Annotated in this window: 11 protein-coding genes and 1 tRNA gene; 8 read left to right on the top strand and 4 right to left on the bottom strand. The window is 40.8% G+C overall.

Translation table 11 applies throughout. The annotated features are described in order from the left end of the window. Positions 1-140 precede the first annotated feature (140 nt). The 8 genes from ACYQ3L_RS02020 (at position 141) to ACYQ3L_RS01985 (ending at position 8,504) form a co-directional block, all read left to right on the top strand. Positions 141-473 carry a zinc ribbon domain-containing protein YjdM gene (locus tag ACYQ3L_RS02020; protein WP_380000725.1) on the top strand — a complete coding sequence of 111 codons (333 nt, stop codon included), beginning with the start codon at positions 141-143 and terminating at the stop codon, positions 471-473. An 88-nt stretch (positions 474-561) separates the two neighbouring features. Next, the gene (locus ACYQ3L_RS02015) at positions 562-1,386 is read left to right on the top strand and encodes an MBL fold metallo-hydrolase (RefSeq protein ID WP_380000723.1); all 825 of its coding nucleotides are present in this window, start codon (positions 562-564) and stop codon (positions 1,384-1,386) included. A 615-nt stretch (positions 1,387-2,001) separates the two neighbouring features. After that, positions 2,002-3,180 carry a tyrosine-type recombinase/integrase gene (locus tag ACYQ3L_RS02010; RefSeq protein ID WP_459952283.1) on the top strand — a complete coding sequence of 393 codons (1,179 nt, stop codon included), beginning with the start codon at positions 2,002-2,004 and terminating at the stop codon, positions 3,178-3,180. A gap of 22 nt (positions 3,181-3,202) precedes the next feature. Beyond that, a complete protein-coding gene (locus ACYQ3L_RS02005; protein ID WP_379997552.1) occupies positions 3,203-4,111 on the top strand; it encodes a hypothetical protein in 909 nt (302 codons plus the stop codon). Positions 4,112-4,248: 137 nt separating this feature from the next. After that, positions 4,249-4,593: a helix-turn-helix transcriptional regulator gene (locus tag ACYQ3L_RS02000; protein WP_379997554.1), complete on the top strand. Its 345-nt coding sequence runs from the start codon at positions 4,249-4,251 to the stop codon at positions 4,591-4,593. 249 nt (positions 4,594-4,842) lie between these two features. Beyond that, positions 4,843-5,142 (top strand): helix-turn-helix domain-containing protein, encoded by a 300-nt coding sequence (locus ACYQ3L_RS01995; RefSeq protein ID WP_379997556.1) that lies wholly within the window; start codon positions 4,843-4,845, stop codon positions 5,140-5,142. Positions 5,143-5,148: 6 nt separating this feature from the next. Beyond that, positions 5,149-7,794, top strand: coding sequence for a hypothetical protein (locus ACYQ3L_RS01990; RefSeq protein ID WP_459952282.1), 2,646 nt, complete (start codon positions 5,149-5,151; stop codon positions 7,792-7,794). A 221-nt stretch (positions 7,795-8,015) separates the two neighbouring features. Continuing rightward, on the top strand, positions 8,016-8,504 hold the full coding sequence (locus tag ACYQ3L_RS01985) for a DUF6169 family protein (protein WP_459952281.1): 489 nt from the start codon (positions 8,016-8,018) through the stop codon (positions 8,502-8,504). A gap of 53 nt (positions 8,505-8,557) precedes the next feature. On the opposite strand, the gene ACYQ3L_RS01980 is transcribed toward ACYQ3L_RS01985, so the two are convergent. The 4 genes from ACYQ3L_RS01980 to ACYQ3L_RS01965 form a co-directional block, all read right to left on the bottom strand. Beyond that, a complete protein-coding gene (locus tag ACYQ3L_RS01980; protein ID WP_459952280.1) occupies positions 8,558-8,932 on the bottom strand; it encodes a hypothetical protein in 375 nt (124 codons plus the stop codon). A gap of 330 nt (positions 8,933-9,262) precedes the next feature. Beyond that, a tRNA-Thr gene (locus tag ACYQ3L_RS01975) sits at positions 9,263-9,335 on the bottom strand. A gap of 128 nt (positions 9,336-9,463) precedes the next feature. After that, positions 9,464-15,109: an ATP-binding protein gene (locus tag ACYQ3L_RS01970; RefSeq protein ID WP_379996260.1), complete on the bottom strand. Its 5,646-nt coding sequence runs from the start codon at positions 15,107-15,109 to the stop codon at positions 9,464-9,466. A 188-nt stretch (positions 15,110-15,297) separates the two neighbouring features. Then, positions 15,298-16,605, bottom strand: coding sequence for a leucine-rich repeat domain-containing protein (locus ACYQ3L_RS01965; protein WP_379996262.1), 1,308 nt, complete (start codon positions 16,603-16,605; stop codon positions 15,298-15,300). Positions 16,606-16,615: the final 10 nt, after the last annotated feature.

Genomic DNA, 16,615 nt, shown 5'->3' with positions numbered 1-16,615 from the left:
GTCAAGTCGTAACCTGAGATTTATTATACGCCCGGACAGACATCAGACCCGATCCCGAAACGTTTACCCGAACGTACCGATTTTGGTTACAGACATCAAAAGCGCTATCTTTGTGTTTTTAACACTAAAAATTAGTAAAAATGGAAGGAACTCCGAATTGTCCGGTGTGCAGCATGGAAAACACTTATTTCGACGGTACGGCATATGTTTGCCCCGATTGCTTTCACGAATGGACAGGCGAAGCAAACACAGAAGCAGAAGACACAACCCCCAGGGATAGCAATGGTACAGAATTGCTTGATGGTGATGCTGTTACAGTTATTAAAGACCTGAAAGTAAAAGGTTCGTCGATGGTTATCAAGCGCGGAACAAAAGTAAAAAGCATCCGCCTGACAGAAGAACCGACAGAAGTAGACTGCAAAATAGACGGGTCGGGCATCGTTTTAAAAACCTGTTTCCTGAAAAAGGGATAAGGACCTGCTCATATTATATCCGGAGGTGTTCATAACTTTAACGTTACGGACATCTTTTTTATCCGGATACTCCTTAACTTTGCACGCTATGCAATATGATTTATTTTCACAATACAAATATAAGTTCTTCAGCCTGGGCAGCGGCAGCAGCGGAAACTGTTACTATCTGGGAACCAAAGAAAACGGTATCCTTATAGATGCCGGAATAGGTATCCGTAATGTAACGAAAGCATTACGCGAATACGGGGTCGCTTTCGAGAAGATTAAAGCAATCCTTATCACGCACGACCATGCCGACCACATCAAAACCGTCGGATGCTTCGGCGACAAGTATAACATCCCTATTTATGCGACCGAGACCGTACACGAAGGCATTCAGCGCAACAGGGTCGTCCAGGCCAAGCTGTACCAATCAAAAAGGGTCATAGAGAAAGAGATAGCGTTTGCAATCGATGACTTTAATATAACAGCCTTTGATGTGCCGCATGACAGCATCGAAAACGTGGGCTACCACATCGAGTTTGACGGGCAGGCTCTTGTCATCGTAACGGATATAGGCCGGATTACCGACAAAATAAGGAATTATGCGTGCAGGGCCAACCACCTTGTGATAGAAGCCAACTATGACGAATATATGCTTCAGACAGGCAGATACCCGTATTATCTCAAGGAACGGATAAAAAACGGTATGGGGCACCTGAGCAACCGTCTTTCGGCCGAATTTATTGCGAGTATCTACAATGAAAACCTCCGGAATATCTGGCTATGCCATCTCAGCCAGGACAATAACCATCCGGAAATCGCATTCAAGACCGTAGAACAGGCATTGGCCACCAACGGCGTTGTCGTAAACAGGGATGTAAAACTGGAGACCCTCAGCAGATATAAGGTTTCGGGATTGAGAGAATTCTGACAAGCCGGATTCGTAAATATTTCAAAAGAACTTTATCTATATATTGCTTTTAGCCGTTAGCTATCAGCTGATAGTTCTTTGAAGTATTGATTAAAGCAGTTACGAGTTACAAGTAAACAAGATACGAGTAGACAAGACACGAGATACAAGTTGTTAACTGATGACTGTTTACTGTTAACTGAAACAAGTGTTACCTTTGTTACCTTTAAAAGTTATCACCAAAATTCGCCAAGAAAACAAACGAAAATAAAAGTGATATGTATGAAACTAAATACACTTATATATAGCTATTTATATTAGTTAACAAGAATAAAAATAGATTTTTATTTTTCATTTCCATAATCGTTTTTTATCCATTATTTGTTACCTGTTTGTTACTTATGGATTTTTATAATTGTTACTTTGTTTGTTTTTCGTAAACTATTATGTTTCTTGTATTTATATAATATCTGATTATTAGCTATTTAAAAACATATATATCAAAAGGTAATTAATCCTTATTTTCCTTTGCCATGTCGTTCCTTGTTTGTATCTTGCCCCCGGTTTAATTTTTAATTTTATTCTTTTTAGTTTTTCTTTCTTGATTTTTTAGTATTTAATTTAATATTGATCCTTATGACAACCAGCAGGAAACAACCCAAAGCAAAGGAGCCGGTAAAGATACGCTTTAAACAACTCTCCGGCGGCAGCCAGTCCATTTACTTCGATATCTACAGGAACGGCAAGCGCTTGTACGAGTTCCCCAAACTCTACCTTGTACCAGAAAGGACACCCGAAGACAAAGAGCTGAACCGCCGGATGCTCGACAAGGCCGTCCGTATCAAAGCACAGCGAATAGATGAGTTGTCCAGTAAGGAAAACGGCTTTGTCAATATGGGACTGAAACAAAAGGCGAATTTCATCAAATATTTACAGGCATTGACGGAACGCAAAGAAGCGGAGGGCAAGACAGCGGTATGCGATACCTACCGGAGCCTGATAAAGCACCTGATCCTTTATAAGGGTGACGGGCTAACCTTCAGGTCAGTTACCAGGGAGTATTGCTGCGGTTTCAGTGAATACCTGCTGACAGCGGAGAACCTTTCCAGCCGCAGGGGCATTGCGGCTAGCGCTAAAGGCAGCCTGTTATCCAAAGGCAGCCGTTACGGTTACAGCCGCGCCTTATCCATTGTATTGAACTGTGCGGTACAGGATGGTATCATTCCCGATAACCCGATGAAGAAGCTGACCCGCTTCGAGCGTCCCAAACGTCCGGAAAGCGACAGGGAATACTTAGGCCTGGAAGAAATCAGGGCGCTGGTAAAGACCGAATGTGTCAAACCACTGGTAAAGTCAGCCTTCCTGTTCAGTTGTTTCAGCGGGTTGCGCTTCTCGGATGTCAAGGCCCTGAGATGGGACGATATCCAGACCGACCATGAAGGCCGGAAGCAGATCTGCTTTACCCAGCAGAAGACAAAGAAAAAAGAATACCTGCAGGTATCGGACGAGGCTTTGAAGTTCCTGCCGGAAAGGGGAGCCGCTATGGGAGAAGATATCATCTACCCGTTATCATCCAGCGGTTTTACGAACCAGGCCCTTAAAAGCTGGGTATTGGCGGCAGGGATAAAGAAGCGCGTGACATTCCATGTTGCCAGGCACACAAACGCTACCCTTTTGCTGTCCCTGGGTGTACCTATCGAGACAGTGAGCAAGCTATTAGGGCATGCCGATATGAAGACGACACAGATATATGCCAAAGTGATAGATAAGAATAAGCGTGAAGCAGTCAGTAAGCTGGATGGGCTGACGGACTAGGATACTGTTTAAATTCTAATATATGGATAAGGATAAAAAACCGGGAGCGGGATTTGAGACAGGGGGACTGATCGAACGTATTTCAGGCAGTACCCTGTCCTCAGCCTGGAAGAACGGCAAGGCGGGACAGTTCAAAGATGTGGAGGACAACTGCTGTTACAGGTTCCTGGAAACAGACGAACACTATATGGCATATAAGGAAGAAGCCGGACAACCACATATGCTGCCTGTAGTCATATGCGGCTTTTGTGCTTACCTCATAAAGAAGTGGGGAAAAGATACCCTAGCCATTTACAACGGATACATGGATATGCGGCTGGGTGAATACAGGGAACGGCACAGGAACGATGCTGACTTACCGTTCAGGAACCTTGAGGAAGAATTTTACTTCCGGCACAGGATAGATGAAGAAGAACTGTTCAGGCAGTCGCAGGGGTTGTTTGAATACCTGAGCGATAACGAAGCGGAGATAATCAGGTCATATACGGATAATTATTTCAGGTATATAGAAACTAAAACACCCATTAGGGTAAAAGAAACACAAAAGCAGGATAGGAATAATATAAGCCACCCGCCCTGTTTCAGCCGCACTTTTACCGCTACGGAACTGGAGCAGTTATACACAGGTCTGGTGAAAGGCGAATTTATATCCGCAGGAACGTCTTACAGCCATTTTTGTTCTGTTTTCGGGGGTACACCTATACCCGGAGACGAAACACCGTTCAGTCCGTTGCAATGGATGGGAACGGTCAAGGAACTGCATTACTTTATATCCCGGCATTTCCCAAAGGAAATAAACCAATGGTTAAAAGCGGCACAGTGCTTTACAAAGGACAATAAGCCCATCAATAAAAAAAGCCTGAGCACGGCAATGGATAAATACGACAATCCACCGGAAAGCAGTGCAGTCATAGACAGGTTGCTAAGTTAAACAGTTGATACATAAAGGCGGCAGGGCGGTAGTCAGGGGGAAGCAACCTGATACCGCCCGTTTTGTTTTTCCATGCGTCCTATCTTTGCCTTTGTTAACCGGACGGGAGAGTGTAAGCCCCTCGGGTTGGCAAAGGCATGCAGGGGAAGCCTTACACCTGTCCCCGTGCAGCCAATACCGAAAAAGATAAAAAGGACATGGAAGAACAGCTATTGAACGAGTTGCAGAAAATCAGGGAACTGACCTTACTGGGAATCAAAAAGGCGTTGACGATGACAGACGCCAGCCTGCTGACCGGATTGAGCAAAAGCCACCTGTATAAACTGGTATGCGCGAAGAAAATCCCCTATTACAAATCCCAGGGGGGCAAACTGACCTATTTCGACAGGCAGGAGCTGGAGGCCTGGATGCTGTCCAGCCGTATTAAAACCAATGCCGAACTGGAGCAGGAAGCTGCCGACTTCCTGGTGGCAGGCAGGTGAACCACGCCGGAAACATCCGGCAGAAATAACATACAACATACAACTTACTACCGGACAAAACAGGTTAAAAACCCTCTGTCAAAACCATTTTAACAGTTAAACTTTTATAATAATCCCCTGGCTTCCGCCTATGGGCATACAGTCCCATATTCAGCCACATAAACACATATAACTAACTGGTTTTAACAGTTTTGCATATCTTGTTTTTGTCCGGTAAATTGCTATTCCAAATTAAAAAAACAGAACGTAATGGATACTATACTAAGCCTGAAAGAATATGCCGAAAGGACTGATATCCCGGAAGAGGAACTGACCGGGAAATCCAGGAAGCAAGTCCTTGCCGTAGCCCGCTTTATCTATTGGTTTTACCTCAACAAGTCCGATCCTGTCCGCTGGTCGAGCGTGAAGATAGCGGAAATATTCGGCAGGGAACATCCCGCCATCCTCCACGGGATAAAGCAGGTGAAGAACTTCATTGATACGAACGACTCCATCATCGAACCTTACAGGAAGGATTTTATTGAACCTTTTTTGAACCGGGAGCAGTAAAAGGCCATGCCGAAAATCAAAACGCCAGCCGGCGGTATCACCACAACAAGCACATACGGGGAGGGGGATATGTATTCCCTGGTCAACCTCCGCCCCAAGAACGGGGCATTACATCCTGTACCGCCCCGTAAGGTAATGCAGGAACTATCCCAAAAGTATGACATCATTTTTCTGCACCAGAATAACAGCTATAAGAACTGGATCGGGGTTATTAATGATAATAACCATTCATCCGTCTATTGGGATATATTAAGCGATCAGCCCAAAACTATCCAATCATACATACAAGGCAGGATTCATAGTGTACAGCAGACAGGCAATACGGTTTCGCTTATTACAAGTGATAATATCTACTACCTGTTCTACCGAAATGGCAACTATACTTTCATCGGGGAACTGCCGCAAGTGCCGCCCATCGGGTTAAGGACATCCGACCGGATGGCTCATGCCGAATTATTCTATGACAACGAATATGAGCCGGGCAGCGTAAGGCCGGAAGATTTTACAGACGCAACCAAAGGGCTTGTCAACGTAGCGGTCAACAAGCTGAATGAAGAATACGGACTGCACCTTTTCGACGCCTGCCTTATCCGCTATGCCTTCCGCCTGTATGACGGAACCCTGACCAAACATTCCCCTCCGGTATTTATTATGCCTGTAAAGCCTGTCACGGGGGATACTTCGATAAGCCGCACCGGGGAGGATAAAGACTCCGTTAAATGGGTTCAGTATGAGATAAACAACGACGGCAACAGGTGGTATGTCGCTTCCTGGTCGCGGGTACATGTCTACGGCTATAAGATGCATATGCATTACGATTTCGCCTTTGAGGGCTGGCAGGACTGGCAGGATATTATCCGGTCGGTCGATATCTTTATGTCCCCGCCACTGGGTTTATCCAATATCGAAAATATCCGGGGGGACATGCCCTTTGATCTGGATATACTGACAAGCTGCAACCTTGTTAAAGAAATAAAGCCGGAAACATTAAAGGAGGTATCCAATACCGCCACATTCTACTATATGAAGAGCATCCCCTTGGGAAGCAGTAAAAGTATCCTTGAACCGGAAGTATTCCCCTCGACGGATTCGGATGTTACCAGGATGGAGAACCTCATCTACCAGGAAGCGATGACGGACGATAACTTCTCCAACCATAAGTACGGTGCAGAAGTAAGCTATACCTATAATAACAGGTTGCATATCGCCAATGTAAAGACTACTTTCTTCAAAGGCTTCAACCCGGATTACTTCCTGTGGTACAATACGTCAGATATACCGGACGGTAATTACAACGGGTATAAATATTCGGATGCACACGGGCAGTTATGGAACAACCTTTTGTTCGAAATAGAGATAAACACCGGGATAACGAATGAAAAGCTATACAGGTATGTGGCCAATGCTCCTTACTTTCCCGTATATAAGCTGTTTATGAGTTCCTTTATTTCCTATCCGGATACCCGCGCCAAAAGGATAACCATTTACAGGCAGACGGGCGGCCAGTGGTATAAGGTATTTACAGAGCCTTTGGAACCGCATAATTTCCTCAACCTTGCATTCTTTGTCAACGACGGGTTAAAGCCTGTCACGGAAGACAGCAGCCCGTCCACTGCCGTATTACCCGATACCAACACCGTAGTAACATTATCCGAACCGAATAAAATAAAGGTATCGGCCTTAAATAATCCGCTGCTGTTCCCCAATATCAATACCTATCAGACCGGGAACGGGACAATACTGGCAATGGCATCCAATGCCATGCGCATCTCGGAAGGACAGTTCGGGCAATATCCCCTGTATATCTTCACCACACAGGGTATTTATTCGCTCGATGTGGGACAGGGGGAAGTTGTCTATTCGAACAAATCCGCTCCTGCTTCGTATGAAATACCGACAACCCCTATTGTCGCTTCCACACCCTTTGGCGTGGTGTTTACATCCGGACGCGGCGTATGCATCATCAGCGGGCAGGACGTGGAACTATTGACATCACAGCTACAGGAAGAACAAAAAAAGTTTATTATAGAATCTCTCCCGCAGATGGAAGGGCTTATGCATACACCCGGCGAAACATTAACGGAATACCTCCGGGGACTGGACAACCTTATCTACGATCCATACGAAAACGAACTGCTTATCTGTAATAAGGAATCAGGGTTTAACTATGTGCTGAACTTCTATTCCAGGTCGTTCTACCGGTCTACGGAGAAAATAGACAGGGTAGTGGATAATACTTTCCCTGAGTTATATGTTACCGGGGATAACAGGCTAAAGGATTATGAGTTTGGGAACCTGAATGAAGACGGCACGCCGCAACGGGCGGATGTCAGCTTTATCATGCGTCCGCTACAGTACGGCAGGCCGTATATCAAATGGCTGGAAAAGCTACAGTTATTTTGTACGCTTAACGATGCAGGCCCACTTGTGTACATATCCCATTCCTCTATGGACGGTGTAAATTTTCGGGCGATGTCGGGCATGGCTCCGACCGGGCGGGGGAATTATTCCACGCTTGAGACCCGGAGGATAGCAGGTAATAAGTTCCGCGACTTCCTGTTTTCTTTCGGGGCGTCGCTGGCTCCGCAGAGCATTATTTATTATCTGGAAGCATGGGTAGATGTGGGATACAATGAAAGTCTGATGAAATAAGGTGTTTGGTTAATTGTATTTTTAGGCTGGAAATGTGTTTTTTATCCGTTCATTTATCTATATTTGTAGTGTATTGCTGATTGTGGTAATATTAATTTAATCAATAAAGTCTATGAAAAAGCATCAGGTAAAACGGAAGACCATCCTTGAAAAGATGCTTGAGGATAAGAAGGCCTTATCGAAGTGTATACGTGAAAACGGTGATTTAGAAAAAGTTTTGGATGAACGGAACATTAAACTCGCTAAGCCCTTACCCTTATAGTATTTCGGGGGCTGGTTTGGCGTATTCCTTTATAACAGTGAGCGGTATCGAATATACCGCTTATTTTATTTGTTGTAGTAATTACGACAAAAGCCTTGAGAATACCTTTATGTTCAACTTTGAGCACAAAGGCGAACGCGCCGCTAAGACATCAGACCCGCGCATACGGGAGACAATCCTGTGCATCATTGAATTATTCTTTCAAAACAACCGGAACTCAATGATATACATATGCGATAGCCTGGACGGCAGGGAACTGTGCAGGAAAAGGCTTTTCGACATATGGGGCAATGAATGCAGGGACAGGTTCAGGCATATACATAAAGAAGAACTGCACGAAGAAGGGGAATATTACACACTTTGCTCATCCCTGCTGGTACACGTTGAAAATCCTGATATGGAGCAGGTAATACAATCGTTTGTCAGGCTAAAAGAAATGTTAATATAAACAGAATAAAGAAGCCTGTCAGAAAACAGGCTTTATCCAAATAAAAAACGAACCTACATATACCTTTTAGCATACCTTATATACTTCTCCTTAGCCTCTTTCCTTTCCAGTAGCGTTGCCTTATTATTCCGGCATTCGGGCGTCTGGTAAAACGACATCCTTTTACAGTCGCTCCATTTCAAACGCTTTGGCAGCAAGCCTGCCCGTTGGTATTCCAGGAACTTATCCCTGTGTATGGATACCAGCCTGTCACCTGCCGGCAGGCTCATCAGCATAACTATAAACTGCCTGTTCCATCCCTTTTGCTTCATATCGGCAAGGCTGATGGCAATATCCATCCTGATAGCCTGCCTGCGGCAGAAAAACCATTCTTTCAAAGAAAGCCGCGCCTCATTAAAGTCCGAATATATAATACTGAATACTGACATACGCTATTTGTTAATTGGTAATTCTTGTTTTTTTAAAACATTTGCTAATCTGCTAATATTGACATCTGCTAAGTGATAAGTGAATTGAATTATGAATCGCCGAAGCCAAAAATATTCTTCACTTTTCATTTAAAAACATTGGCACATCGGCACATCATCTCATTGACTCATTAAATTTGCTAATCTGCTAATATTCAAATTTGCTAATTATCCAAATTTACTCAATCACTTACCAGTGTATCAATAAACTAACCCGGACTTATTTACATCTTAAAAACTTTTCGTAGTTACAGGAATAATTGAAGACAGGAAAGAATCAAAACAATATCGAGCCGGTTTGGGGACTTGAACCCCAGACCTGCGCATTACGAATGCGCTGCTCTGCCAACTGAGCTAAACCGGCGTTTGGGCTACCAAATATAGTATCATTCCGTAAAGAAAGAATATGCAAGACTATTTTTATTAATAAAAAGTGCGTTTCAGTTTTGTACTATGAAAATAAAAAAGCTGAATTTGTTCCGTCAGTAATATTTATGGTTTCTCAAAGTAATTATCTACATCATACGCTGTTGAGTTTTTGCCTTTATCTTTCAGATCTTTCATCCTTTTCTGGAATTCATTTGAATTGTTTACAAGAAAACGTTCCAATGCCACATTGAAATGGCTTGTTACATCATCATAATCGCCTTTGATAAAGTACATTTGCTCAAGGATATTCAGATAGGAACGCCCGCCATTGTGAGTGTCTATTGTTTGATGATAGTGCGCGAGTGCCTGTTCCCTATAATAGTGGCCTGACAACTGTTCCTTAAAATCGCTTCCTAAAAACTTTTGCAAGTGATTATTTATTTGCATATTCTTAAAAACATTCCTGATTGCATTTGTATGTTCCGATAAATATCCGTTGTTTTCGAATTTTGGAAAGTTCTTTTCAGCTTCCTCAAATTTTTTCGGCAGATTCTCTATATCTTTATCACTTTTATCACTGCAATAATAATCGTTTATAATTAGCAATGCTTCATATCTTGAAGTCCAAATTGCCAGTCTATCGTATATTGAAGCAAAAAAACTGTGGTTAAACAAATAAGAATCTCCTGCCGTTTTGATTAAGCGCAATATCTCGTCAAGACAGAAAATTGAATCTGCTATCAACATTTCAAGCACTGTAAAAAACTTGTTTTTACAATCTTGTGAAAATACGATATTGCTAAAAATCGTTTCTTTCGATTGTTCTTTTGTCAATATCCCCAAAATTTGACAATACATATTATCCTTTTTATTAGAAGTTTCATTTATCATTATCTCATACGCCTCACGATTCAATCGGTCTTTCATCCTTAATCTATGGATGCGAGCCGAAACGCTGTAATTTGTATGATATGGCGAAGTTATATATTGAGTATATATTTTTTCTACAGTCTTAACTTTTTCATCAGGATTATCTTTAACTAATTCCAATTCTAATTCCTTGACAATGGTACGAATGCGGCTTACTTCGCTGTCCACTTGAATATAGTGCAAAGATGTATTTCTATTGTTGTATGATTCGCTAAACCTGTCAAAATCTTCTTTGCGTTTATTTATATCAAACATATTCAGGCTATCGTATGCTAGATAGAGCGAGCGTATTGCTTTTCTTGTGAGCGCTTTTAATATAATTTCCTTTTTACAGTCTTGACAGTCTTTACAGTTTAAAAATTTTGTTATTTTGGTCTTGTGTATACTATATCGCAAACAATATTTTAAGCAGTTTAATATTTTTGCAACTTGAAAGGCATAATGCTTGTGCTGATTGGCTTTTTTATAATATTTCGCAGATAATGAATAAAAGAATAGCGAAAGCTCGATATTGCTTAATTTTAACTTCTTACCATTGTTGAAAATATTGTTAAAAATATTGTTATTCTTATTGTTATAAATATGCGCTATAAATTCCTTTGTTTTGTCTTCCTTTTTAGAATCTATAAACTCCCACCAATGATACCAAAAGCCTTCATTTTCTTTATTTTTTTTACTATCCTCTGGGTCACTTGCTATCCAAAAAGGACAGTTCTTTTTATATAACTCGCAAGATTCACATTGTCCTTTCTTTGCTTGAAAATACACATCACCCAAATTAGACAATACTCGAGCCATCATAGAACGGTATCTTGTACTTAATTTACTATCAATATATTCGGCTTTATTAAATGAGGAGTCTTGTAGAATTTGCAATATCGTTTTTTCTTTAAATTTTACTTTCTCTATTTCTTCTTCCCCTGTTTTCACGGTCAATGCAATAAATGCCTTTTTATAGTAAAGACAGGCATAATGGGAAATATCTATCTTTTTACTGCCTATTTTTTTTGGTTTTTCTTTGGGCGAACTGAAAACTTTATTTTTATAAAACAAAATATCGCCCATTTTTGAATAAAAATCGGCAGTAAGAATTTTCACTTCACTGTGGTTGATTGTGCGGGTAAGAAACTCAAATTCGTCTTCTATTAACTGAATATCTTTTGCAAGAATACCCACCAAAGAACATTTTTCTAAAATCTGTAATTTAGCAAGTAAAGGCAAATAAAGCAGTTGCAAGCCCTCGAATGTCATATTTTTAAACATTATCTGCTGCGTTATTGGAGTAAGTTCCTTAAATTTCATTGGGCAAATTTTGGCTTTATTACGTTCATCGTATATTGGAATATCGCTTCTTACATATTTAGGTGTTTCTATGTTTTTATCGTATGGTTCTGTTTTCCCGCTTTCACTATGTTTCACCATTATAAAATCCTTACCGTCTTTTCGTATGCTGATTCCATATTTTTCAAGATCAAAATTGCGGTATTTAATCACCAGCTTTGTTAACTCGCCATAAAGCAAATAAGCAAAATCGGATTGGTTGCGTTTTTCATAAAGGTATGCCAGTTTCAGCTGATTGCGTATGAAAAGATAGAAGATTTCGAGGTTTTCTTTTTCTTGGTCTTTTTCTAACTGTTTTTGAAGCAGATATAAGCCGTCTTTATAATAAAGCGCAGCTACATCAAGTTCGTCGTCTAAAAAGTGCAAATCGCCGAGAACAATCTGCAAAGAGGCAATAGAACTCACATAATCTTCGCCATATGTTTTATACTTTTCGTATTCTGTCTGTTTTTCTTTCAATAACTTTTTGTAATACTCTTTCAAAACCAACGATTCGTCGAGCGAAAAGTTGAATTGCGCTGAAAAACGCTCGTCCATTTTGGAAAGGAAAAATATTTCCTGCGTCAATAGCGCATCAAACTTAAATTCGTATAAACTGATTATGGGCTTGTGAAAATGTATCTGTTCAAAAAGCGTTACAATATCGTTAACAATTGCTTTAAGCTCTGGCGAACGATTGACTTCGATTAATTCGGGGGAAATATCGATACTGCGCCACGAAAAGTTCTGATTGTGAAACTTCATCATATAGTCGACAAAATGTAGCGTAGAAACAAGCAGCTTATCGCTGTGTTCCTGAATATTGGCATCAGACAAGCGATTGAAAACAGGCGTCATCAAATAAGAGGTCATTCCAATCGTATATTGATCATAATAGTCGAAATTCAGATAGAGCTTTGTTCTTCTAAACTGTTTTACATCCAAATATCTGTTGTTTAATTGTTCATTCTCATAACTTTTGATAAAACTTTCAAAAATCTGTACCATTTTCTTTGGAGCTCCTTTGCTTGTATGGGCAAGATAGATAATAAACTGCTGCAAGGTGGCTATGATTTTTTGTTTTTTCATATTGACTTGTTGCTGCTTTTCTTCCTCAACGTCTTTATAAATCTTATCATCAAGATATTTGTTGTATTCTTTCAAATTGTACTCAAGATTCGGGTAATCTTGGGGAATTAAGTGTCTGCAAACATATTCCTCTACCAGCGTAGTGATGTCAAACTGCTTTTTATTGTTTTTCACATCGGTAAGGAAACTCGGTACAAAAATCACATCGTTAAAAATACTGCCAAAATAATTGTTCCTGTCTGCAATATCGGCAAGGTACATGTCGTACATCTCGCGTCCTGCAATAAAAATAAATTTGGCTTTGGCTGTAGAAAGGAAATACTTCATATTCGATAGCAGTTTGAGAATAATCGCCTGCCTTTCCCTTGTAGAATCTGAGGCAAACAGCACTTCCTTATGCTTGGATTCACTTTCTTGGACTGAGATTTGAGTTTCGGGACTCACTTTGTCGAGTTCGTCAAAAACAATAACAAATTCAGGGCGCGCCATAAATGCAGGGATCTTCTGTATGTTTTCTAAGATGTCCTGCAATTCTTTTTCTATCTCGCGGGCGTCGGCAATGATTCTCGTTTGCTTTTTCCGTATACTGAAGTGCGGCTTATGTTGAGGGACATCGCCAATTCTGGCGCTTATTTCCCGTTCTGTGCTGTATGTTATATTTTCATTCAGTTGTTTTAGCTGCCTTTTGATTGTGTAAGGTGTTGTGAAAAATTTTAGTCGCAATAATAAACAGCCCAATATATAAAATATAAGGAAAATAAACCACCAATCGTATTTGATACTATAATACTGCTTTATTTCTATTGTATCTTTTTCCCAAAAATAATTTGGGCCATTAGCAATATAACTACATATTAGGTCAATAGTGTTATCTACTTTATACAATGTGTATTTGAAATAAATATTGAGCTTATTTATATTATCATTATTTGAATTTTGTTTTTGTAAAAAGATGTTATTTACCACTTGCGCACCGTCATTTGAATAGTATTGCATCATTGCATCATCTGTATTGTATATTTTAGAAACGGTTACATAACAATCAGATTTTTCTATCTCTGGTAATATATTTTTGTAAAACAAATGTGTCGCAGACAAAAGAACAACCAAAGCCAAAGTCCGCCAATAAAGCGTATGTATCCATGATTTACGGAAATTTTTATATTCGATTGTCAAGCTACGGGCTATCAAGCGAAGCATATCACGCTCATTTAACACATCGTGTCCAAAGTTTATTTTCAGATATACACGGTTTGAATTTTTGATGTAATGGTTGATTTTGTCTAAAAGAGAAGTTAATTGAGGTACAGAATATTGAATAGTAATTTTGATAGAAAAACATATTTTATTGAATATTGAATGCACTTTTTCTTTGTAAGATAATTCATTTGGATTTTTAGGAGATTTTTGTAAAAAAATAGAGTTTTCTTGTAAGGTTCTGTATATTACCATGGTATGTATAATAAATACAAATATGCATATAAAAATAACGCCAATTAATGATAGTATCCATATCCAATTAGTACATATCTTACAGGAGAATAATATACATGGCAAGGAAGATCGTATCCAATCATGCTTTAATATTGTAGATATCACTATCGCCATAGATATAAGTACGACAATAACAGTAACCCATTCCAAATGTTTAAAAGCATTAGCCAAAGTCGTCTCTTTATTTTTGTATTTCCAATCTTTAGATTTACCATTATAACTTTTTCGATATTCCTGAATTAAAATCTGTTTAGCGTATCTGACATAATAATAACCTGAAACAGCTCCCAGATAAATAATAAAAAGTTGAAAATGAGTAAAATCGGTTTGTGCTGCAAAAATTTGTATCAAAAGCAAAAGCAGCACAAGCTTTGAGATATTTCGTGTTTTCAAAAATGGGTTGGTTTTGGCTGGCAACATTAAGAAATCTTTTAACATGGCAGCGGAAGTATGCCCTATTCCACCTAGTTTGTTAGGTATTTCGTATTGCCTTGTTTTTTTTCTTAAATAACTTTTGTGGCCAGTAACAAAGAATAAACTTATGGCGGTGACTACTTGAACCCACCAAAAACAAGTAGGAATATGCCAATTCTGATTTGTCGCATATTGCAAGCCAAGCGTAAAAAAAAGCGCAATGAAAAGAAAACTGATATAATTAGTAATGCTGCGTTTTTGTATAGAAGTTTTTTTTATAACTTCTTCCACAAGCCGTGATTTTCCCACTCCTCGATTACCTGTAACAAGATAAACGCCTGTTTTGCTCACTGCTGTAGAAAGCAGGTTCTTTAGTTTATCCAACAGCGATTGCCGTCCTAAAAAGAATGATTGGTTTTCTCCCTGCGTTTGTGATGAATGACAATAAGAGTAATTGGGTAGTTCAAGAATGACACGTTCATTTCTCGAATTTAAAATATCGGGGATATTATTTTGTTTCATTAAAAATGATAAATTATGTGAGTTTAAATATAAAGTACATGATATTGTTTACCCGTTATTTGTCGCAAGGTGCAGTTCTTCCGTTTACACGGTAGGATAGGAATTTGGCGATTCTCTTGCCTTTGGGCAATATAACCGGAGCTGTACAAACCCCGGCTATACTTACTTATTGTTTTTTTTACATCTATCTAATACCTGTTCCTATACTCCTCTTTCAATTTCTTTCCCAAGCCTGTAGCTTCGAGGCTTCCACTCTTCACCATACCCGTTTTCAAGGTGCTGTTTGTAAACCCATAGCCGCTTTGCTGCGGGCATACCTGGCTTTCCCAGCTATTCCAACGGGAGTTATTCAGCAGGGACGACGGGATTTGCCCGTTCAGCTTATTTTGCGATAGCCAGAGCGTTTCCAACTGAAGTAATACACCCAGACTTGCGGGAATACTTCCCGTCAGGTTGTTATGGCTCAGACCCAGTGATTTCAGGTATGTAAGCGATTCGAGCCAGCCGGGAACAGATCCGGACAACGCATTGCCATACAGGTGCAGGGCTTTCAGGTTGGTTAACGCAGACCATCCACCCGGAATGCCGCCCGTGAAAGCGTTCGCGCTGGCGTCGATATAGACCAGCTTCCTGTAATCTGCCCAGCCTGCGGGTAAATTCCCTGATAATTTGTTTTTATGGACGGACAGATATTCCATATCCGGACTTTGAAGTGCCGGAAGAGTTGCGAAATCATTTGCGCTCAGGTCGAGCACAACCAGTTTTTTTAACTGGCTTAGTGAAGGTATGTTACCCGACAGGGCATTGTCCGACAAGTCCAGGTATTCAAGCTCCGTCAGGCTGCTTATTTCCGCAGGGAGGCTTCCGGTCAGGTCATTGCCGCTCAGGTCGCAATACCGCAATTGCGTAAGCCTGCCCAGGCTTGCAGGGATAGAGCCGCTCAGGTTACTATCCTTGAGCTTCAACATGGTGACATGACCGTCAGTCACCGTTACTCCCAGCCGGGCAAGCGAATTGGATGAACCGCCCGTTATATGGAACAGGTCGGACAGGGCGAGGCTGTCGCTTTGCAACTCCGTTACTTTGGACTGGGCGACACTCACCGAAACTGAAACATTCTTCCCGCTGATTGTACAGCGTACAACAGCCGAACGCGAAACATTCAGATTGGCGTTACTTTGTATTTTTACGGTGTTACTCCCCTGCCTGGCTACTGACAGCCAGCTTTCGGAAGACGTTACGCTCCAGTCGCTTGCATTGGTGGTAACAGTAAAGGTCTGTTCACCACCGACAGGAGACAGGCTGAGGCTTTTGGTACTTGCCGTTATCGTGATTTCAGGCCCCGGTGTTGGGGTTGGCGTAGGGGTTGGAACAGGTTCTACCTCATCGCCTCCTCCCCCGCAGCCCGCAAGCAATACGCACAGCATCATATATACATATATCTTCCTGCCGGAAAAACGGAATGGCGTCCTGTCCTTTATTTTATAGCTATTCATAATCATACTC

Source organism: Dysgonomonas termitidis (genome assembly GCF_054657735.1).
This window is presented reverse-complemented; position numbering and strand designations above follow the sequence as displayed.